The organism is Sphingobium sp. B2D3C (assembly GCF_025961835.1).
In the GTDB taxonomy this organism is placed as follows: Bacteria; Pseudomonadota; Alphaproteobacteria; order Sphingomonadales; family Sphingomonadaceae; genus Sphingobium.
Window position 1 is genome coordinate 2819375 of the sequence record NZ_JAOQOK010000001.1, and the last position, 20366, is coordinate 2839740.

Genomic DNA, 20366 nt, shown 5'->3' on the forward strand with positions numbered 1-20366 from the left:
AACGAGCCGGCCTGGATCTCAACAGCGCTCTCATTGCGCACCTTCTTCATAAATGTTCATGAAATGTTCTACGCGGCGCCGCGTGCGTTCGGAGGGTTCACGCCCCCGACGCAGATCATGCACGAAACGGGGATCGCGCACGCATTCGCGACCGAAACGGGTTGCCGCCATGCCTGTGCGGCGCAGGAACAACTCTATGGATCTCAGGACCGTCATCGCCAACCGAACCTCCTCACTGGACTCGACAATAGGAAGACCCCTAGGTTCTAAAGTTATTTCCTACTTGTCTAGGAAAATTCCTATGTGTAGTGTTCCGCAATGGACAGCGTCGATGCGAGAGCCAATCTGGAGCGGCTGATTCAACAGCGTGGGGAAAGCTATGGCAGCATTTCCCGCCTGCTCGGTCGCAATCCGGCCTATATTCAGCAGTTCGTGAAGCGCGGCTCGCCCCGCAAGCTGGACGAGGCCGATCGCCAGCTGCTCGCCCGCTTCTTTGGCGTCGAGGAGGCGCTGCTCGGCGGCTCTTCAGCACTGACGCCCAACCCGATGAGACACAGCGCACCCCTGCCGCGCGGGCTCATCGCAGTTCCCCGACTCGCTCTCGGTGCCTCTGCCGGCGTCGGCGCGCTGGTCGAGGATGAGGCGGCGGCCGGCGCGCTGGCCTTCGACATGCGCTGGCTGAGGGCCTTGGGCGGCCAGCCCGATCAGCTCTCCATCATCCGCGTCGATGGCGAGTCGATGGCTCCCACGCTCAGCGATGGCGACGACATCATGGTCGATCGGGCCGATGGCATCGATCGGCTGCGCGATGGCATTTATGTGCTGCGCATGGATGATGTGCTGATGGTCAAGCGCGTCGCGCTCGCGCCCCGCCGCGGGCTCTTCTCGATCCGCAGCGACAACCCGCTCTATCCCACATGGGAGGATGTCGACCCCGCCCTCGTCAATATCGTCGGTCGCGTGATCTGGGCCGGGCGCCGGGTGGGCTGATCGTCTCGCCGGCTATCCGGGGCGACCGCGGCGCGCGAGGCGGCACGGCCTGATTTCGCTCGGCTCGACACGGCGTTCGCCGGGCTCGAAACGCGCCAGATAGCCGCCCGCCGCCGTCCGGCCTTCCATGCCGACGAAGCGGAAGCCGATCGCTTCGAACTCACAGCGCAGCAGCGCCGGCGGCGTGCCATGATGCTCGGTCGGGCGGTCGATATCGACCACCACCACCTGCCCGCCGGGCTTGAGCGCGGGATAGAGCCGCCAGAGAAAGGCGTAGGGCTCGGCGATCTCATGATACATGTGCACCATCAGCACCCGGTCGAAGCTGTGCTCCGGCAGGCGCGGATCGTCCGGCGTGCCGAGCTTGACGCTGACATTGTCACGATTCTCCCGGGTCACTCGCTGGCCGAGCTGGTCGATCACCTCGGCGATGATGTCCTGCCCGAGCACGCGGCCCCTCGGCCCCACGCGTGTGGCGAGCCGCACGGTGTAGTATCCCTCACCCGCACCGATGTCGGCCACGGTCATGCCCGGCGCGATGCCGGCGCGGTCCATGATCTCCTCGGCCTCGTTGACCCGGTCGCGCGCCTCCTCCGTGGACCAGCGCGTCGAGATGATCGGTGCGACCGGCCGGTCGGCGCGGGGGAAGGCTTCGGCCGTGTCAGGCCGGCCACTGGACGCCGGCGCGAGCGAATCGCAGCCCGAGAGCAAGGCAGGGCCAAGCAGCAGGACCAGCGCGGCTGAGCGCCGCGCATCCCGCCCGCGCAGCATCAGTCGACATCCTCGACGTCGACCTTCTCCCCGGTCACCTTCTGGCTGAGCGCGGCCGCCATGAACGGATCGAGCGCGCCGTCCAGCACGTCATCTGGCGCGGTGGAGGTGACGCCGGTGCGCAGATCCTTCACCAGCTGATAGGGCTGCAGCACATAGGAGCGGATCTGGTGGCCCCAGCCGATCTCGGTCTTGGCCTGATAATCGGTGTTGGCTTCCGCCTCGCGCTTCTGCAGCTCCGCCTCATAGAGGCGCGCCTTGAGCATGTTCATCGCGGTGGCGCGGTTCTTGTGCTGGGAGCGGTCGTTCTGGCTCGCCACGATGATGCCGGACGGCACGTGGGTGATGCGCACCGCGGAATCGGTGGTGTTGACGTGCTGACCGCCCGCGCCGGACGCGCGATAGGTATCGATCTTGAGGTCGCTTTCCTTGATCTCGATCTCGATATTGTCGTCGATCACCGGATAGACCCACACAGAGCTGAATGACGTGTGGCGGCGGGCGGAGCTGTCATAGGGGCTGATCCGCACCAGCCGGTGCACGCCGCTCTCGGTCTTGGCATAGCCATAGGCATTCTCGCCCTTGAGCAGCAGCGTGGCGGACTTGATGCCCGCCTGTTCGCCCGCCTGATACTCGATCATCTCGACCTTGTAGCCGCGCTTCTCGGCCCAGCGCTGGTACATGCGCAGCAGCATCTCCGCCCAGTCCTGGCTCTCGGTGCCGCCGGCGCCGGCGTGGATTTCCAAATAGGTGTCGTTGCCGTCCGCCTCGCCGGAGAGCAGCGCCGTTACCTTGTCACGATCCGCCCGCTCAGCCAGCGCGGCGAGGCCGGCGATGCCCTCATTGGCCATCTCCTCGTCGCCCTCGGCATCCGCCATGTCGATCAGCTCGACGGTATCGTTCATCTCGGATTCGATGGCGCGGGTGGCGTTGATGGCTGCGTCGAGCCGCTGGCGCTCGCGCATGACATCCTGCGCTGCCTTGGGATCATCCCACAGCGTCGGATCCTCCACGCGCGCGTTCAGCTCATCCAGGCGGCGCAGCGCGCGATCCCAGTCGAGGAACCGGCGCAGCAAATCCAGCGCTGCCTGAATGTGGTCGACATGGGCCTGCGCTTCGGCACGCATGAGAAATCTCCGTCAAGTCCGTGGCCAGATGGTGGGCCGAATGCAGCCCGATGCGACGCCGCTTCCCCCCGGTCAAGGGGCGAGAAGGCCGGCCTTGGCACAGCGGGCGGAAAGTTGCTCTCAGATCAACGACTGATCCGGCGGATCGGATGCGGCGGAATCGCCCTGCCGCGCGCGGCTGCGCTGCCGCCAACGATGGGCCACCCAGCCCCGCCAGCCAAGGTGGACGAGGCAAAAGCCCAGGATCGATGTCACAATGGCGAACAGCAGAAGCCCCAGCGCGGTGGGCGCCGCAAAATCCAGCACGCGCGCGCCGATGGAGCGAATCATCGTATCGCCGCTTGCCGAGAGACGGTCGCCAAGCACACCATGCCCCAGCTTGTAAGCCGCGAAATAAATGGGCGGGAAGGTCAACGGATTGGTGACCAGCGTTGCGCACGCGGCGGTCAATATGTTGGCCCGTGCGGAAAATGCCAGCATGGCCGCAACCGGCGTCTGGCCGAAGGGAATCAGGAAGCCCGCGAACAGACCCAGCGCGACCCCGCGTGCTGTCGACCGCCGGTTGAAATGCCAGAGCAGCGGGTGCGCGATGCGGTGCGCGAACGGCTTCATCCACCGATTCGATAGCAGGCTTTCGCGGGTCGGCAGGCGGCCGATCAACCAGCGCTTCAAGACGGGTCCTCCATGACAGGCGACCTGTCTATCCCATCAAGGCTGAGCATCGCGTGAACGCGGCGCACGAGGACGGGACAAGTAACGGGCCAGACAAGCGATATAGGTCGCCGGGCCCGCGGCTCAATAGATGCCGCCCTGCTCCCCGGCGAAATCGCGGCTCACATCGCGGCGGGCCGCGGCGGGCTTGTCCTCGCGCGCGCGCTCTTCCAGCTCATCGCGCCGCATGGAAATGCGCGGCTCGGTTTCCGGCTTGAACGCTTCCCAGATGATCGCGGTGCGCGGATCGTCCGACGGCCAGCCGCCATAGACGCGCTTGCCGCTGCGCCGGTCGACCCGCACCATGCGGACGCCCGCCGGCGCCACGAACGGCGTCTTGGGCATATCCTTGAGGATGGGCGCCATGGCCGATTTCCAGATCGGCGCCGCCAGCGTGCCGCCCTGGGCATAACCGCCCATGTTGCGGGGCTGGTCGAAGCCGACATAGACGCCGGCGACGATGTCCGGCGATCCGCCCACGAACCAGACGTTGGTCGGGCCGTTGGTGGTGCCGGTTTTGCCGAACAGCGGCCGGTCCAGATCGCGCAGGCTGGTCGCGGTGCCGCGCTGGATCACGCCTTCGGTGATGTGCACCATCTGATAGGCGGTCATCGGGTTCATCGCCTGCCGCCCGCCATGGGCGAAGCGCGGCATGGCCTTGCCGTTCCAGTCCTCGGCATTGCAGCCCTGGCACGGCTTCCAATTGCGCGGCCAAATCACCTGGCCGTTGCGGTCCTGCACATAATCCATCACCTTGGGGGTGAGCTGGCGGCCGTGATTGGCGAGCATCGCATAGGCATTGACCATCTTCTCGACGGTCGTCTCGCCGGCGCCGAGCGCGAAGGCGAGATAGGGCTGGTAATCGCCGATGCCCATCGCCTTGATCGTGCGGACGACGCGGTCCATGCCGGTCTGCGCCGCCGTGCGCACCGTCATCAGGTTGCGCGATTGCTCGATGCCCCAGCGCATCGTCTGCGCGCCACCGCCCCCGCCGGAGAAGTTGCGGAAGCACTTCTGCCCGAGATTGGCGCCCTGCCACACGCAAAACGGCCCATCGACGATGATCGAGGCGGGCGTCATGCCATTGTCGAGCGCGGCGGCATAGACGAACGGCTTGATGGTCGAGCCGGGCTGCCGCATCGCCTGCGTTACCCGGTTATAGGAAGACAGGCGCGCATCGAACCCGCCCTGCATGGCGAAGACGCGGCCGGTGTGGACGCCCTCGATCATGAAGCCGCCTGAGACGCCCGGAACGTTGCGCAGCGCATAGGCATTGCCTTCGGGCTTCACCGCGATGACATCGCCGGGCTTGAGCGAATCGAAGGTCGGGCGGCCATTGCGCCGATCCGCGAGCAGGGCTGACGAGCGCGGCAATGTGCCGGTCTGGCCACCAGGCAGGCCGAGCGAGGCACTGCTGCCGGACTTGTCCAGCACCACCGCGACGGTCCAGTCCGCATAATCGATGCCGAGATTGGACGCGGCGAGCTCGCTTTCCCAGCGATCCAGATTGTCGATTTTCGCGATCGGCCCGGACCAGCCCTTGCCCGAATCATAGCGCAGCAGGCCCTCGCGCAACGCCCGTGCCGCCTGCTCCTGCATGAAGGGCGAGAGCGGCGAGCGCACCCACAGGCCGCCTGCATAGACGCTGTTGGGGCCATGCTCGGCGGCTTCGCCAAACTCGGCGATTAGACGCCGCCGGATTTCCTCGATATAATAGCCGCCCACAGCACTGTAGCCGCTGCCGCGCTGCCGCACCGCACCCAGCGGCTGCGCACGCGCTTCCTCATATTGGCCCTGCGTGATGAAGCGGTTGCGCAGCATCTCGCCCAGCACCCAGTTCCGCCGTTCGAGTGCGCGATCCATGTGCACTTCCGGGCGATAATTCGCCGGCCCTTTGGGCAGGATCGCGAGATACGCCGCCTCATGCAGCTTGAGATCGCCTACATCCTTGTCGAAATAGGCGCGCGCCGCAGCCTGCACGCCATAAGCGTTGCGGCCAAGGAAGATCTGGTTGAGGTAAAGTTCGAGAATCTGCTGCTTGGTCAGCACGCTTTCCATGCGCCAGGCGAGGATCGCTTCCTTGAGCTTGCGCGTATAGCTCACCTCATTGCCGACCAGCAGGTTCTTGGCGACCTGCTGGGTGATCGTGGAGGTGCCGCGCGGCGTCTGCCCGCTCATCAGGCCCTGGAATGCGGCGCGGGCAAGACCCGGATAATCCAGGCCGTGATGGCTGAAGAACGTCCGGTCTTCCGCAGCCAGATAGGCATTCACGAGCATCGGCGGGAAATCGGAATATTGCAGTTGGACGCGGCGCTCGCGCGCGAAGCTGTAGACGGGCTGGCCATCGATATCGCGCACCACCGTCGGCAGCGGCGGCTGATAATCGAGCAGCGTGCGCGCATCGGGCAGATCACGTGCGAACAGCAGCCAGAAGAGGAAAATCGCGCCAATGAAGACCAGCAGCACATAAGCCAGCCAGCGCCAGCGCCGCCGCTTCATCATGTCGCGCAGGCGCGCGCGCACGGTGTCAAGACGCCCGCCCCGCTGCAACCGGAAGCTCGTCGCTTCGTTTGTCGCTTCTTCCATGCGCGCCACCTAGACCAATTCTGCCGGCTGAGGGAACCGATTTTGCGGCAAGGTGCGCGCAAAGCTGGAATTCAACGCTGGACCGATTGCCGCGCGAAATACACCGAGACGGCAGCGGCCACCCCTTTGGCCAGTTGCAACCGCCCGTCGCGCGTGGCCATCCACCCCGCCTCGGCATTGTTGCTGACATAACCGGTCTCCAGCAGCACCGAGGGCGTGTCGGTCGATTTGAGCACGACGAGCGAAGCCTGGCGATGATAGGGATCGCGGAAGCGGAAGTGCGGCAGCCCCTCCCGATGCAGGATCTCGGCAAAGCGGGCCGAGGATTCCATCGTGTCCCGCCGCGTCAGATCGATCAGAATCGAGCTGACCGCCGTGCTGGCGCCCGAGAGGTCCACGCCATTGATGATATCCGTGCGGTTCTCGCGCGCCGCCAGCCGCGCCGCCTCACGGTCGGACGCGACATCGGACAGGGTGTAGACGGTCGCGCCGCGCGCCTCCCCGTCTTGCGCGGCATCTGCGTGAATCGAAATGAACAGTCCGGCGCCCAGCTTGCTCGCGATGCTGTAGCGCTCCTGCAGGATGAGGAAGCGATCGTCCGACCGGGTCAGCGCAACGCGGATGCGGCCGGTCTTGAGCAGTTCATCCCGCACGGCCTGCGCGATGGCCAGAGTCAGATCCTTCTCGCGAATGTCGAGGCTGGCATTGTAAGCGCCGGGATCGTGCCCGCCATGCCCGGCGTCGATCACCACCAGCGGGCGGCGCGGGTCTTTCGGCCCTTCGATGGTCGGGAGGGGCACGGCCGGCGCAGCATCCGGAATGCGCACGACAAGGCGCGGCCCCTTGGGCGGGCGGCTCATATGGTTTGTGAGGTCGCCAGCACCGGACGCAGGGGCCGAAGCCACAGGCACCTGCCCCCCGTCCGACGGCGCGGCAAGGGTCAGCACAAGAGCAGAAAATGCGGTCAACAGGGCCATGGAAGGCGACTTTTGCCGCCCATGCGCCGCCAGCGCCAGCCAAAAGTTAACCGGCCGGCAAGGCTCTTGCGTGCAGGGTGCCGCCGCGCTGGCAAGCGGCCTGGCTTGGTCTGGCAGCGCGGGGCCTTCTGCTTTTCCACGTTGCTCTGCGGAGCAAGCCCTGCTAGCGCTTCGTTCTCCCGGACAACCCGCTGTGCCCGACTGGCGCGCGGTGGGGATTTTTCCGGTTAATCATCGCCTTCTGGGCGATCCGACAGGTTGATGTTGCATGGGGCATGGCTTGATGAGCTTGGAGCGCGCGAAAGCGGGCCTTCAGCCGCGAGCACTGTTCAAGCCGGTATCCGCAGGACGCGGACATGCCCAGGCGACAGACACGCAATCCTTTTTTGAAAACCGGGGTTTTCAGCGCCGCTGCCGTGTCGACACGACACGCAAGAGCGCGCCCCCCTACATGACACCGGGTCGCCATCCCCGCTTGCGGCGCATGGCGATGACCGGCTGGAGAGACTTTAATGACAATGCGTATGCTGATCGATGCGCGCCACCGGGAAGAGACCCGGGTCGCGGTCGTAACGGGGAACCGGATCGAGGAGTTTGATTTCGAGAGCGCTGAACACAAGCAGCTCAAGGGCAATATCTATCTCGCCAAGGTTACCAGAGTCGAACCCTCGCTGCAGGCGGCGTTCGTCGATTACGGTGGCAATCGCCACGGTTTCCTCGCCTTTTCGGAAATCCACCCGGATTATTACCAGATCCCCCGCGAGGACCGTGAGGCGCTGCTGGCTGAAGAAGCCGCGCACGCTGCCGAAGAAGCCGCCCTGCGCGGCGATGTCGACGACGAGGATGATCACGGCGAAGACGGCGTAGAAGTCGTCGAGCGCCCCAATCTCGACGAAGACGAAGAGAGCGAAGGCGAAGCCCCGGCCCGCAAGCAGAACGGCAAGGGCAATGAGCAGGCCGCAGAAGAAGTGCGCCGCAAGCGCATGGCCCTGCGCCGTCGCTACAAGATTCAGGACGTCATCAAGCGCCGCCAGGTGCTGCTCGTCCAGATCGTGAAGGAAGAGCGCGGCAACAAGGGTGCGGCGCTGACTACCTATCTCAGCCTCGCCGGTCGCTATTGCGTGCTGATGCCCAACACCAGCCATGGCGGCGGCATCTCGCGCAAGATCAGCAACGGTGCGGATCGCAAGCGGTTGAAGTCCATCATCGCCGAGATGAAGCTGCCCAACACCATGGGCTGCATCGTGCGCACGGCGGGCCTCTCGCGCACCAAGACCGAGATCAAGCGCGACTTCGACTATCTCGCCCGCCTGTGGGACGAGATTCGCGAGAACACGCTCAGGGCCGCCGCGCCGGAGCTGATCCACAATGACAGCGATCTTATCAAGCGCGCCATCCGCGACATCTATCACCGCGATATCGAGGAAGTGATCGTCGAGGGCGATGAAGGCTATCGCCAGGCGAAGGACTTCATGAAGCTGCTGATGCCGAGCCATGCCCGGCGCGTGAAGCAATATGCCGATCCGGTCTCGCTGTTCCAGCGCTTCGGTGTCGAGGACCAGCTCGCCGCGATGTATAATCCGGTCGTCCAGCTCAAGTCCGGCGGCTATCTGGTCATCAACCCGACCGAGGCGCTGGTGTCGATCGACATCAACTCGGGCCGCTCGACGCGCGAGCACAGCATCGAGCAGACCGCCACGGCCACCAATCTGGAAGCCGCGCGCGAGATCGCCCGCCAGCTGCGCCTGCGCGACATGGCCGGCCTCGTCGTCATCGACTTCATCGACATGGAGCACAACTCCAACATCCGTAAGGTCGAGAAGGCGATGAAGGAGGCGCTCAAGGACGATCGCGCCCGCATCCAGGTCGGCCGCATCTCCGGCTTCGGCCTCATGGAAATGAGCCGCCAGCGCCTGCGCACCGGCGTGCTGGAAGCCTCGACCCGGCCCTGCCCGCATTGCGAAGGCACCGGTCTCGTCCGCACGGCATCCTCGGCGGGCCTCTCGGCCCTGCGCATGCTGGAAGAGGAAGCCGCGCGCGGTCGTGGCAGCCAGATCACCCTGCGCGCCAGCCAGGAAGCGGCCTTCTACGTGCTCAACAACAAACGCCGCGAACTCGATGAGATCGAGAACCGCTATGGCGTGACCATCCTCATCCTGCCCGATGGCGAGATCGAGGGCGCTCGCATGTCGGTCGAGGCCAGTGGCCCGCGCCCGACCATGCAGGTCAGCTATGCGCCCGTCATCACCGAAGAGGTGGAGGACGAAGAGGACGAGATCGAGGACGTCGAGGAAGAGGAAGAGGTCGCTGAAGAGCGCCAGCCTCGCGCAGACGACGAAGGTGGCGAGGGACGCAAGCGCAAGCGTCGCCGTCGTGGTCGCCGTGGCCGGCGTGACCGCGACGACCAGTCGCCGCAGGACAGCGATGGCGCTGCGTCCGACGAGGATGACGACGCGCAGGCCGATGCCGATGAGCGCGATGACGAGCAGGCCGAAGCCGGCCCGTCCGAATCGAGCGAGGCCGAAGGGTCTGACGAGGCACCGCGTCGCGGTCGCCGTGGTCGCCGTGGTGGTCGTCGCCGGCGGGGCGGACAGAGCGACGGTGCAGACAATGGTGCCGAAGCCAGCGAAGGCTCGACGGACGACGCAGCAGACGCCGCGCCGGTCGCATCGGTGGACGCTGCCGAGGCAGTGCAGGAGACGGCCGAGCCCGCATCGACCGAGCCTGCTGCCGACGCGGAAGAAGCGCCTGCGCCCAAGCGCCGTCGTCGCACCCGCAAAGCCGCCGAAGCCGCTGATGAAGCCGTGACGGTCGAAGTCTCGCCGGAACTGGCCGAGACCCCGACCGCCGAAGCGCCTGCTGCGGAAGCACCGAGCGAGGCTGCCGAAGAGGCACCGGCACCCAAGCGCCGCACGCGTCGCAAGACGACCAAGGCTGCGGAAACGCCCGCCGCGACCGACGGTGAAGCCCAGCCCGAAGCTGAGACAAGCACCGAGGCGGCAGAAGAGGCGCCCAAGGCCGCCCCCAAGCCGCGCGCGCGTCGCAAGCCCAAGACCGTCGAGGCCGCCACCGAGGCGCGCGAGACGCTGGTCGCGGATGCCGCCGACACGGCAACGGACGCTGATGCGTCGGCGCAAGCCGATGGCGACAGCGGCGAAACGCCCCGTCGCGGCTGGTGGCAGCGCACGTTCGGCGCGTGACGCACACCGCCCTGCGGTCTGAGAACCGGCATGATGGATCGTCCGATCCGTCATGCCGGGTTCAGGCTCGCCGGGCTAAGGGGCCGGTCATGGATCGGCCGCTCTCCCCTCCCCGGCAGCTTGCCGGCCAGCTCAAACCCCATCATGCCCGTGAGGCGGCTGTCGCGCCCTGGCTGATCGGCCGACTTCTCGCCGTTCTTGCGCTGCTGAGCCTGCTCGCCGCGCAGCCCGCGCTGGCCCAGTCCGTCCTGCGCGATGCCGAAACCGAAGCGCTGATGCGCGATGCCTCCGTCCCGATCATCCGGGCCGCCGGGCTCGATGAGCGCAATGTGCAGATGCTGGTGATCAACGATCCCAGCCTCAACGCCTTCGTCGCGGGCGGGCAGATCGTCTGGTTCCACAGCGGCCTGATCGCGGAGGCCGACGACCTCAATCAGGTGCAGGGCGTGATGGCCCACGAGCTTGGCCATATCGAGGGCGGCCATATCGTGCGCTTTGCCGATGGCGCGCGGGAAGCGACCGGCATCCAGCTCGTCTCGCTGCTGCTCGGCGCCGCGGCGATGGCAGCCGGTGGGGGCGAGGCCGGCATGGGCATCATGGCGGCCGGTCAACAGGCCGCAATGGGCCGCTTCCTCACCTTCACGCGCACGCAGGAATCGAGCGCGGACGCCGCCGGCGCGCGCTATCTCAAGGCGGCCGGCATCAGCGGCAAGGGCAGCATCGCCTTCTTTCAGAAGCTGCAGAATCTGGAATATCGGCTCTACGTGCCGCAGGACACCTATGTCCGCACCCACCCGCTCTCGCGCGACCGCATCTCAGCCCTGACGGCGCTGTATGAGAATGATCCGGCCTGGAACAAGCCAACCGACCCGGCCTTGGAAGCGCGCTTCCAGCGTGTGCGCGCCAAGCTGATCGGCTTCGTCAGTGAGCCGGAAAAGACCCTCAAGCTCTATCCGCCCTCGGACCAGAGCCTGCCCGCCCATTATGCGCGGGCCTATGCCTATCATAAGAGCGCCTTTACCGAGAAAGCGCTGGCGGAAGTCGATACCCTGCTCAAGGCCGCGCCGCACGACCCGTATTTTCTGGAGCTGCAAGGGCAGGTCATGCTCGAATCCGGCAAGCCCGCCGATGCCATCCCGCCGCTGCGAGAGGCCGTGCAGCGCACCAATGGCGAGCCGCTGATCGCCGCGATGCTCGGCCATGCCCTCGTTGCGACCGAGGATGACAGCCATCTCGATGAGGCCGAGCGCGTGCTGCGCAACACGGTCGCGCGGGATCGGCAGAATCCGTTTGCCTGGTATTCGCTCGGCGTCGTCTATCAGCGCAAGGGCGACACCGCCCGCGCCGCGCTCGCCACGGCCGAGCGCTACTCGATGGAAGGGCAGGACGCCCTCGCCCTGCGCCATGCCGATGTGGCGCTGGCCGGCATCCAGCCCAATTCACCCGATTATCTGCGGGCGCAGGACATTGCGATGGCCAGCCGCGCCGCCATGGAAAGGACACGAAAGAAATGACGAACAAGGCAGGCGCGGGCGCGCTGTTCCGCGCAGCCGGGGTGATCGTGTCCGCGCTAGGCAGCCGCACCGGCGAGCGCAAGCGCGGGCGGATGGTAATGCCGGCTTTGGCCGTTGCGCTGCTCGCCGGCGGCGCGGCGGTAACCTATGCTGCGACCAATCAAAGCCCGGCCATGCCGACGGCGGACCGCGCCGCCATCGAATCGGTGGTGCGTGACTATATCCTCGAGCATCCCGAGATCATTCCGCAGGCGATGGAACGGCTGAAAGCCAAGCAGACCGCCGGCACCGTCGATCAGAACCGGTCCGCGCTGGAAACGCCCTATCCGGGCGCATGGGAAGGCGCGGCCCAGCCCAAGGTCACCCTCGTCGCGTTCATGGACTATGCCTGCGGCTATTGCCGCGCCGCGCTGCCGCATATCGAGGAACTGGTGAAGGCCAATCCCGATCTGCGCGTGGTCTATCGCGAACTGCCGATCATTGCCGATGGCAGTGCCAATGCGGCGAAGGTCAGCCTGCTGGCCGCCAGCGAGAACAAGTTCATGGCCTTTCACAAGGCGATGTACGCGGCCGGCGGCGTCTCCTCGGACGCCATCCTCAAGGCCGCGCGCACGGCGGGGCTGGATGCCGACAAGGCGAAGGCCGCCATTGCGGCCAAGGGCGGCGATGATGAGTTCATGAGCAACATCCGCCTCGCCCAGGCCCTCGGCGCCGAGGGCACGCCTTTGTTCGTGGTGGGCGATCAGGTGTTCAACGGCCTGGTCGGCACCGAGACGCTACAGGCTGCTGTGGACAAGGCGCGCACCAAGGGCTGATTGACCGGAACGGCTCAGTCGGCGCCGTTGAACATTCCCGGCCGAACATTGGAGGCCCCCTCCGCTGCCAAGAGGGGGCCTCCCTTTGCACTGGCCTCCAATGCCCGGACGGTGGGACGAGAGGCGCGCAAAGTGACGGTCAGGACTTGGTCCTGATTCCGATCAGTGCGTAGAGCGGGCAGAAGCTGACGAACGCGGTGAGCAGCGGCACCAGGCCGATCCAGCCCCACGGCGTTCGCGGGCCGACAAAGACGAGCGCGATCAGCCCGAGGCCAATCAGGATCCGGATAATCCGGTCCAGTCGTCCGATGTTCGCAGCCATGGCCACAGCCCTCTCACAATTTCATCTGACGGTGATGCTAGGCGGGTCGCAGGCGCCTGACCTTGACGAAGATCAAACAGGCGCGATCTCAGTCGTTCAGGCTCAGTCCTGCAGGCGCAGCGCGTAGATTTTGGGCCAGTTCTTGCCGGTGACGTAGAGAAGCTGCGCCTTGGCATCCCACGCGATGCCGTTCAGCACGCCCTCGCCGCTCGCGCTCATATTCTTCGCCACCAGCGGTTGCAGGTTGATCCAGTCGTCGATCTTGCCGGTGGCCGGATCGATGCGGGCAATGAGCGGCGAGAACCAGATGTTCGCGTAGAGAACGTCGCCGACCTGCTCCAGCTCGTTGAGAAAGCGCACAGGCTCGCCTTCCCATGTGACGGTGACGCGGCGCTGCTCCTTGTAGCTCTCGGGATCGAGAAAGCGCAGGTCCGGCGTGCCATCGCTCATGATCAGCGCGTGGCCATCATGAGTGAGGCCCCAGCCCTCGCCCGTGTAGCGGAACGAGCCGATCGGCTTCAAATCCTTGCGGTTCCATACGAAGCCGGTCTCGTCCTTCCAGGTGATGCTCACGATCCGGTCGCCCCAGATTGTGCTGCCCTCGCCGAACACATCGGCGCGCATGGGCCGCCGCTGCAGGATCTTGCCGTCACTCAGCCGCATGATCCGCACATCTGACTCGCCGACCTGCCCGGTGGTTTCGTAGATCAGCTCGCCATGGATGGTGAGGCCCTGGGTGAAGGCGCGGGTATCATGCGGCAGTTCGCGCACGATCTCCCATTTGATCTCCGCCTGCGCGGGCCCCGCGCTGAAGACGAGGACGAAGATCGCGACCAATAGCCGCTTCATTCGGCGTCTTCCGCGAGCGCGTCGGCCTGCCAGTCCGGCAGCGTGATCCCCTCGAGCGAATCGACCGGACGATGATCCACCGCGAGCCCCAAAGCCGGATAGGCAATGCGCAGCCGGGCCGGGTCGGACCGGTCAAGCGGCACCACCACGAGGCGGCGGTTCACCTTGTTGCGATAGTGCATCCGCGCGGTATTCTCCTGCCCGACATAGCAGCCCTTGCCATAATCCACGCCGTGCAGCTCTTCCGCGTTGCACTCCAGCCAGAGCGTCTTGTCCTCGCCCAGCTCCGCCACGCCCTCCGCCACGCCGTGGGCCAGCCGATGCGCGCGATCCATGTCCGAAGCGTCGCCCTCCTGCGCTGCGGCCAGCCAGCGCCAGCCCAGTGCCGCGAGCCGGGGGTCGGCGGATGCGCCCTCGACCGGATCGGCGGACCAGTGCGCGGCAAGCCCTTCCTCGATGCCGATGGTGACGGGGCGGCGCAGCCGGTACAGCGTCAGCCTGCGGGCCAGCGCCTCGGCCCGCGATGCCTCGCAATCGATCAGCACATCCTCGCCGCCCGCCGGATCGGCCCAGAGGAGCATATCGTAGAGCGCCTTGCCCTGCGGCGTGAGCAGCCCGGCATAACGCGGCGCGCCCGGCTGCAGGCCGAGCACATCCTGCGTGAGCAGGCCTTGCAGGAACGGCCGCGCCTCCGCCCCGCCGACACGAAGGATGGCCCGATCGCGCAGCGTGGTTGCGAGGGGCGGCGTGGCAAGGGGGGTGGTGGCGGACATGCGCTTTAGGTAGGGGGAGAGGAGCACCAAGCCAAGAGAGGTTCGCGCGATGGCCCAGACATTCGACCTGCTGCTGAAGGGCGGCACCGTCCACCTCCCGAGCGGCCCGGCACGCGTGGACGTGGGCGTCACTGCCGGCAGGATCGCGGCAATCGGCACCAGTCTTGGCGATGCGGGCGAAACGATCGACTGCGCCGGCCTTGATGTGCTGCCGGGCGTGATCGACAGCCAGGTCCATTTCCGCGAACCCGGGCTGGAGCATAAGGAAGATCTCGAATCGGGCAGCCGGGCCGCGGTGCTGGGCGGCGTGACCGCCGTGTTCGAGATGCCGAACACCAATCCGAACACGGACACTGCCGAGCGCGTGGCCGACAAGCTCAAGCGCGCCCATCACCGCATGTGGTGCGACCATGCCTTTTATGTCGGCGCCACCGGCGACAATGCCGAGCAGCTCGGCGAGCTGGAGCGCATCCCCGGCACGGCAGGCGTCAAGATCTTCATGGGCGCTTCCACCGGCAGCCTGCTCGTCGCCGAGGACGAGGCCCTCGCGCGGGTGCTCGCCCATGGCCGCCGCCGCGTCGCCGTGCATTGCGAGGACGAGGCGCGAATGAATGCGCGCAAAGATGAGCGGATCGAGGGCGATCCGGCCAGCCACCCGGTCTGGCGCGACGATGAAAGCGCGATGATGGCCACCCGCCGCATCGTGAAGCTGGCGCGCGAAGCCGGGCGCCGCATCCATGTACTGCATGTCACCACGCCGGCCGAACTGGAGTTTCTGAGCCAGCACAAGGATGTCGCGACCTGCGAGGTGACGCCCCAGCACCTCACGCTGGCCGGCGAGGATGCCTATCCGCGCCTCGGCACCTATGCGCAGATGAACCCGCCGATACGCAGCGCCGCGCACCGTGACGGACTGTGGCACTGGGTCGGCCAGGGTGTGCCCGACGTGCTCGGCTCCGACCACGCGCCGCACACCAAGGAAGAGAAGGCCAAGACCTACCCGGCCAGCCCGAGCGGCATGCCCGGCGTGCAGACTTTAGTGCCGCTGCTCCTCGATCATGTCGCAAACGGCCGCCTGACGCTCCAGCGCTTTATCGATCTGACCAGCGCCGGGCCGCAGCGCATTTTCGGTCTGGTCGGCAAGGGCCGCATCGCGACCGGCTATGATGCCGACTTCACCGTCGTCGACCTCAAGGCGCGCTGGACGATGGGCGCGGACTGGATGGCCTCGCGCTGCGGCTGGTCGCCGTTTGAGGGCATGAGCGTGACCGGCCGTCCGATCGGCACCATCGTGCGCGGCCATCGGGTGATGTGGGACAACCAGCTCGCCAATGAGGCGGTAGGCGAACCGGTGCGCTTCGAGGCGACCGAGTTCCCCGGCCACTGAGGCAAAGGCAAAAGGGGGAAGGCGGGGCGATGGCGACAACGCGGAGCACCACGAGACGCAAGGCGCCCCGGCGCAAGGGCCTGGGCTTTCCCGGCAATCCCACCAGCCTGCCGGGCAAGCTGTTCCGCTGGCTGCTGATGCTCATCCTCGCCTTCATCGGCATCTCGTTGCTGCAGGTGCTGGTCTATAAAGTCGTGCCGGTGCCGGTGACGATCACCATGCTGATGGACAAGAACGGCATCACCAAGGACTGGACGCCGCTGTCGGACATCGATCCGGACATGCCGCGTGCCGCCATTGCGGGCGAGGACGCCAAATTCTGCCAGCATCACGGCTTCGACACCGATGCCATCCGGCAGGCCATGCAACAGAACGCACGCGGCGGGCGCATTCGCGGTGGTTCCACGATCAGCCAGCAGACCGCAAAGAACGTGTTTCTCTGGCAGGGCGGCGGCTTCTTCCGCAAAGGGCTGGAGGCCTGGTACACGGTGCTGATCGAAGCGATCTGGGGCAAGCGCCGGATCATGGAAGTCTATCTCAACGTCGCCGAGACGGGCATCGGCACCTATGGCGTGCAGGCCGGCGCAGTCCGCTACTTCAACCACGGCGCCGACAAGATGAGCCGCACCGAGGCCGCCCGCATCGCGGCGGTCCTCCCCCTGCCCAAAAAGCGCGGCGCCATCGCCCCCACCGGCTTCACCCGCCGCCACGGCAACAACATCGCCCGCTGGATCGGCCATGTGAAAGCCGACGGACTGGATGCCTGCCTGGATCTGACCTGATCGGGCACAAGCAGAGCCCGTTTGCGGGGTCAGAAGATTTTGCAAACAAGTCGGACAACAAAAAGGGCGGAGGCATCGCTGCCCCCGCCCTTTTCGATCTTTATCCCGCGCCGATCAGAAGCTGAAGCGTGCGCCCAGACGGATCGCGTACAACGACGATCCGTTTGTCGTCACCAGTTCGTCCGCCAGCACAGTGTCGCTACTCGGCTGCTCATATTTGTACTGAGCACAGCTGTTGGCGCCCACTGCCACGCAGCTCACCTTCGCAACGGTCTTGCGGAAGGGGAAGCTCGACCGAAGCTGCTGGCCCCATTTGTGGTTGAGCAGGTTCGTGAAGTTCTCGATGTCCGCGAACAGCGCGAAGCGCGTGCCCAGCGGCAGCGGCAGTTCCTGCTCCACATGAAGGTCGATGCGCGTGAACGCCTTCGAGCGGAAGGCATTGCGCGGCGCAACCTGCCCGCGATAGCCTGCCAGCCCAGAGGACTGGACGATGCTGTCGATCCGCGTTGCCGTCGCCGCACTATCATAGATGACCTTCGGGTCGTTCACGCCGGTCGGCACGTAGAAGAGATAGCGCTGTGCACTGCCGGCCGTGCCGAACACACCCGAGCGGCCGCCCGAGAGATCCTGCATCGTGTAGCTGTACCTGGCACCGGCACGGGTCGAGCCGAACAGGTCGATACGCGTCTTGTAATCCCCGAAGAACGCGCGCTCGAACGAAGCATTGTAGCGGAAGGCCCAAGTCACTTCGTCGTTCGAATGGCCGGGCCCGCTCAGATTGGCGTCATAAGCGGCGGTATTGCCGTAGATCGAGCTTGCCTGAGATGACGTGAGCGAGGTGTCGTCACGCACGTCCTGCCGGGTATAGGCCCCGCCCAGCGTCAGGCCCCAGTCCCAGCTCTTCTCGGCGCGCAGGACGCCGATCCAGCCGCGACCATAATCGGTGTTGGTCAGGAGCAGGTCCTGGCCGGTATCGTTCGCGTTGCCGATCTTGCTGGTGTAGCGCTGACGGCCGTCCGGCGTGAGCGAGCCTGCAACGGGGATCGACCGCAGATCGATGACCTTCACCTGCGAACGCACTTTCGAATACAGCACATCGGCGCCGAAGCGCCAGCCGTCGCCGAGCGGACCCAGATCGGCCTCATAGTCCGCCGACAAGGTCGCGCGGAATTGGTTGGGCGCCTTGAAGTTCGGATCGATCGCATTGATCGACGTGGTCGCGTTCGGGTTCGCAGACAGACCGTTGGCTGCGGCGACCACCGCAGTGTTGGCAGCAGCGGGAATGTTTGTGAACGACGGGTTGTTGAGGATGGAGGACGCGTTTGCGCTGTTGGCGCCGCTCGCGGAACCGTTAAGCTGGTATATGCCGCCGTCCGTCTGGCGCGCCGTGATCGATGTGTTGATCACCCCGGTGTTGGAGAAGGAGTTGCCGATATAAACGTCCGGCGATCCGCCACCAAAGATGCCGCCACCACCGCGAATGGTGAGGCGCGGCGTTGCCTTGTAGGTGAAGCCAAGGCGGGGCTGCAGCAGGTCGATGCCACTGATGTTGCTGTTATTCGAGAAGCCGTAGCGCGGGTAGAAGTTGGGGTTTACCGCCGCAGTGCTCTTCATCCCGAACACATCCCAGCGCAGACCGACGCCGACCGAGAGCGTCTCGTTCACGCGCCAATCGTCCTGCAAGCCGAACGTGTACACATTGTAGGAGAAGCTGGCGGCGGCATCCGCGGGGTTAAGCGAAGCCGCGTTGTTGTAGCTGAAGCTCTGCGCCGTGCCGGCCTGGAAGTCGGCGATCGAGTCGAAATAATAGGTGCCCGCCGACGGATTGACGAACATGTTGAAGGACTTGGTGTGATTCCATTCCGCAAGAGCGCGGAGGTTGTGGTCGCCAGCCTTCAGCTTGGCGGAAACGGACCCGCCCCAGCTCTTGATGTTCAGCACATTCGACTGGCTCGGGCCGCCGGCACCCAGGACGAACTGCGGCGTCCCAGTGGGGCACACGATGCTGGCCGCGGTCGTGGTAGCGCCATTCGTCGTGCGATCCGAGGTTGGCGCCGCGCAGACGGACATCTGGGCGCTGCGGCCCATCAGAGGGAACTGGCCGCTGTCATAGGTCTTGTAGAGCGCGCGGGTCTCAGTGGAGAAGCTATCCGACCAGTCGGCATTCCAGGCCAGAATACCGGCCTTCAGTTCGTTCGGCTTGCGATAGGCGTTGGATTCAAGGCCCAGATCGCGGGTGCCGGTGGTCGTGCTGACGTTCAACTCATCCTTGGTATAAAGACCGGTCAGCGAGACGCGCTGCGTTTCGGAAAGGTTGGCGTCCAGCTTGCCGACGATCCGGTCGTCCTTGTCGCCATCGGTGCGGAGCAGGCCGCCGGCGTCGTAGTTGTAACGGCTCTGAGCGATGCCCACGATCTGCTGCAGGGCAGCGTTCGTCGCGCCGATGACCGGCGTACCGGCATTGTCTTCCTGCGTACCGAAGGCCACCGGACGGGCAGCGCGCACGCGCTCGGCGGAGACCATGAAGAACAGCTTGTCCTTGATGATCGGCCCCGAGAGGGTTGCACCGAAGTCCTTGCTGGTGAAATCGGGCTGCGTGACGCGTCCGGCGGTGTTGAGGATATAGGGCTTGGTGCGCTTCCCGGTCAGCTCGTCCGAGCTGAAGGTGAAGAAGGCCGTGCCGTGGAATTCGTTGGTGCCCGACTTGAGGATCGCGTTCGAAACGCCGCCCTGGAAGAAGCCTTCGCGGATATCATAAGGCGCAACCTTGGTTTCGAACTGCCCGATGGAATCGAGCGGAACCGGACCACGACGTGACGGCAGCGCGTCCGGGTTGAGGCCGAAGCTGTCGGTGACCGGAACGCCGTCCACGGTGAAGCGGTTGAAGCGGGGATTCTGGCCCGCGAACGAAACCTGGCGGCCCGTCGTCTGGCTGGTGTCGAGCGTCGCAAACGGGTCGCGCGCCGCAATGTCGCGGATGTCGCGATTGACCGAAGCGATCTTGCCGATCTGCTCAGCGGTCATGACCATGGCGGGGCCCTGTGACACGTTGCCCGCGCCGCGGATGGCCGATGCCGTCACGACGATGGCGTCGCCTGAGGCCATCTCAATCGGCAGCGTGAAGGACTGGCCAACGACCGTGTACACGTCTGTCACGCGAACATCTTCGAAGCCGGATGCGGCGACCTCAACCGTGTAAGGCCCACCAATGCGCAGGCCGCTGGTCGAAAAGCTGCCGTCGGCGCCCGTCGTGGTGCGCGAGACGGTGCCCGAGGGGACGTGCGTCACGGTGACGGCGGCGCCGGCGACCGGCGCGCCTTCCGCCGTGACCGTACCGCGCACGGAAGAGGTGGTTTCCTGCGCATGGGCAGGGCTGAGCGCCACGCAGGTGGCGATGCTCGCGGCCGAGGCAGCGAGGAAGAAGCGGAAGTTGCGCATCGAAGATCCCCTTTAGATCATCACGAAAACTGGTCTTGAGCCGTCCTGATCACGGCTGCCTTCACCCCTCTGGGCTCGGACACATCCTCTCGCCTGGTCTGCGATCTTTATGTCATCGCCCGTG

The 20366-nt window shown here is 65.7% G+C and carries 16 protein-coding genes; 6 read left to right on the forward strand and 10 right to left on the reverse strand.

The genetic code is table 11. The annotated features are described in order from the left end of the window. Positions 1-30: 30 nt before the first annotated feature. Positions 31-216, reverse strand: coding sequence for a hypothetical protein (locus M2339_RS12925; RefSeq protein WP_181561545.1), 186 nt, complete (start codon positions 214-216; stop codon positions 31-33). 102 nt (positions 217-318) lie between these two features. On the opposite strand from M2339_RS12925, the gene M2339_RS12930 reads away from it, so the two are divergent. Continuing rightward, positions 319-990, forward strand: coding sequence for a helix-turn-helix transcriptional regulator (locus M2339_RS12930; RefSeq protein WP_264606384.1), 672 nt, complete (start codon positions 319-321; stop codon positions 988-990). A 12-nt stretch (positions 991-1002) separates the two neighbouring features. Here the strand turns inward: M2339_RS12930 and M2339_RS12935 are convergent, their stop codons facing one another. From M2339_RS12935 to M2339_RS12955, 5 genes are all read right to left on the reverse strand, one after another. After that, on the reverse strand, positions 1003-1761 hold the full coding sequence (locus M2339_RS12935; RefSeq protein ID WP_264571472.1) for a class I SAM-dependent methyltransferase: 759 nt from the start codon (positions 1759-1761) through the stop codon (positions 1003-1005). Continuing rightward, positions 1761-2888: a peptide chain release factor 2 gene (prfB, locus tag M2339_RS12940; RefSeq protein WP_181560842.1), complete on the reverse strand. Its 1128-nt coding sequence runs from the start codon at positions 2886-2888 to the stop codon at positions 1761-1763. The genes M2339_RS12935 and prfB overlap by 1 nt, the downstream gene beginning before the upstream one ends. 120 nt (positions 2889-3008) lie before the next feature. Next, positions 3009-3560 (reverse strand): DUF2062 domain-containing protein, encoded by a 552-nt coding sequence (locus M2339_RS12945; protein ID WP_264586334.1) that lies wholly within the window; start codon positions 3558-3560, stop codon positions 3009-3011. Positions 3561-3683: 123 nt separating this feature from the next. After that, on the reverse strand, positions 3684-6185 hold the full coding sequence (locus M2339_RS12950; protein WP_264606385.1) for a penicillin-binding protein 1A: 2502 nt from the start codon (positions 6183-6185) through the stop codon (positions 3684-3686). A 71-nt stretch (positions 6186-6256) separates the two neighbouring features. Beyond that, a complete protein-coding gene (locus tag M2339_RS12955) occupies positions 6257-7162 on the reverse strand; it encodes an N-acetylmuramoyl-L-alanine amidase (RefSeq protein ID WP_319801028.1) in 906 nt (301 codons plus the stop codon). A 512-nt stretch (positions 7163-7674) separates the two neighbouring features. Between M2339_RS12955 and M2339_RS12960 the strand changes: the two genes are divergently transcribed. The 3 genes from M2339_RS12960 (at position 7675) to M2339_RS12970 (ending at position 12691) form a co-directional block, all read left to right on the forward strand. Next, positions 7675-10362, forward strand: a complete 2688-nt coding sequence (locus M2339_RS12960; RefSeq protein ID WP_264588295.1) for an Rne/Rng family ribonuclease — start codon at positions 7675-7677, stop codon at positions 10360-10362. Between the two features lie 89 nt (positions 10363-10451). Continuing rightward, complete coding sequence (locus M2339_RS12965) at positions 10452-11876, forward strand: M48 family metalloprotease (protein WP_264576846.1); 1425 nt, start codon at positions 10452-10454, stop codon at positions 11874-11876. Positions 11877-11968: 92 nt separating this feature from the next. After that, positions 11969-12691: a DsbA family protein gene (locus M2339_RS12970; protein WP_413714909.1), complete on the forward strand. Its 723-nt coding sequence runs from the start codon at positions 11969-11971 to the stop codon at positions 12689-12691. A gap of 139 nt (positions 12692-12830) precedes the next feature. Here the strand turns inward: M2339_RS12970 and M2339_RS12975 are convergent, their stop codons facing one another. The 3 genes from M2339_RS12975 to M2339_RS12985 form a co-directional block, all read right to left on the reverse strand. Next, positions 12831-13013: a DUF2892 domain-containing protein gene (locus tag M2339_RS12975; protein WP_264571478.1), complete on the reverse strand. Its 183-nt coding sequence runs from the start codon at positions 13011-13013 to the stop codon at positions 12831-12833. A 102-nt stretch (positions 13014-13115) separates the two neighbouring features. Next, the gene (locus M2339_RS12980) at positions 13116-13862 is read right to left on the reverse strand and encodes a glutaminyl-peptide cyclotransferase (RefSeq protein ID WP_264588293.1); all 747 of its coding nucleotides are present in this window, start codon (positions 13860-13862) and stop codon (positions 13116-13118) included. Next, entirely contained in the window at positions 13859-14635 is a 777-nt protein-coding gene (locus tag M2339_RS12985; protein ID WP_264606386.1) for a YgfZ/GcvT domain-containing protein, read from the reverse strand. Before M2339_RS12985 ends, M2339_RS12980 begins: the two co-directional genes overlap by 4 nt. A gap of 49 nt (positions 14636-14684) precedes the next feature. Between M2339_RS12985 and M2339_RS12990 the strand changes: the two genes are divergently transcribed. Continuing rightward, positions 14685-16022: a dihydroorotase gene (locus M2339_RS12990; protein ID WP_264588291.1), complete on the forward strand. Its 1338-nt coding sequence runs from the start codon at positions 14685-14687 to the stop codon at positions 16020-16022. Between the two features lie 29 nt (positions 16023-16051). Continuing rightward, a complete protein-coding gene (gene mtgA / locus M2339_RS12995) occupies positions 16052-16804 on the forward strand; it encodes a monofunctional biosynthetic peptidoglycan transglycosylase (RefSeq protein WP_264588290.1) in 753 nt (250 codons plus the stop codon). A gap of 114 nt (positions 16805-16918) precedes the next feature. Here the strand turns inward: mtgA and M2339_RS13000 are convergent, their stop codons facing one another. Continuing rightward, a complete protein-coding gene (locus M2339_RS13000) occupies positions 16919-20242 on the reverse strand; it encodes a TonB-dependent receptor (protein WP_264588289.1) in 3324 nt (1107 codons plus the stop codon). Positions 20243-20366: the final 124 nt, after the last annotated feature.

What these genes read in the sequence shown, in the direction of transcription:
- M2339_RS12950 (WP_264606385.1), bottom strand. Translation starts at nt 6,185, where the DNA reads ATGGAAGAAGCGACAAACGAAGCGACGAGCTTCCGGTTGCAGCGGGGC.
- M2339_RS13000 (WP_264588289.1), bottom strand. Translation starts at nt 20,242, where the DNA reads ATGCGCAACTTCCGCTTCTTCCTCGCTGCCTCGGCCGCGAGCATCGCC.
- M2339_RS12980 (WP_264588293.1), bottom strand. Translation starts at nt 13,862, where the DNA reads ATGAAGCGGCTATTGGTCGCGATCTTCGTCCTCGTCTTCAGCGCGGGG.
- M2339_RS12955 (WP_319801028.1), bottom strand. Translation starts at nt 7,162, where the DNA reads ATGGCCCTGTTGACCGCATTTTCTGCTCTTGTGCTGACCCTTGCCGCG.
- prfB (WP_181560842.1), bottom strand. Translation starts at nt 2,888, where the DNA reads ATGCGTGCCGAAGCGCAGGCCCATGTCGACCACATTCAGGCAGCGCTG.
- M2339_RS12990 (WP_264588291.1), top strand. Translation starts at nt 14,685, where the DNA reads ATGGCCCAGACATTCGACCTGCTGCTGAAGGGCGGCACCGTCCACCTC.
- M2339_RS12965 (WP_264576846.1), top strand. Translation starts at nt 10,452, where the DNA reads ATGGATCGGCCGCTCTCCCCTCCCCGGCAGCTTGCCGGCCAGCTCAAA.
- M2339_RS12985 (WP_264606386.1), bottom strand. Translation starts at nt 14,635, where the DNA reads ATGTCCGCCACCACCCCCCTTGCCACGCCGCCCCTCGCAACCACGCTG.
- M2339_RS12935 (WP_264571472.1), bottom strand. Translation starts at nt 1,761, where the DNA reads ATGCTGCGCGGGCGGGATGCGCGGCGCTCAGCCGCGCTGGTCCTGCTG.
- M2339_RS12930 (WP_264606384.1), top strand. Translation starts at nt 319, where the DNA reads ATGGACAGCGTCGATGCGAGAGCCAATCTGGAGCGGCTGATTCAACAG.
- M2339_RS12960 (WP_264588295.1), top strand. Translation starts at nt 7,675, where the DNA reads ATGACAATGCGTATGCTGATCGATGCGCGCCACCGGGAAGAGACCCGG.
- mtgA (WP_264588290.1), top strand. Translation starts at nt 16,052, where the DNA reads ATGGCGACAACGCGGAGCACCACGAGACGCAAGGCGCCCCGGCGCAAG.
- M2339_RS12975 (WP_264571478.1), bottom strand. Translation starts at nt 13,013, where the DNA reads ATGGCTGCGAACATCGGACGACTGGACCGGATTATCCGGATCCTGATT.
- M2339_RS12925 (WP_181561545.1), bottom strand. Translation starts at nt 216, where the DNA reads ATGACGGTCCTGAGATCCATAGAGTTGTTCCTGCGCCGCACAGGCATG.
- M2339_RS12970 (WP_413714909.1), top strand. Translation starts at nt 11,969, where the DNA reads ATGGTAATGCCGGCTTTGGCCGTTGCGCTGCTCGCCGGCGGCGCGGCG.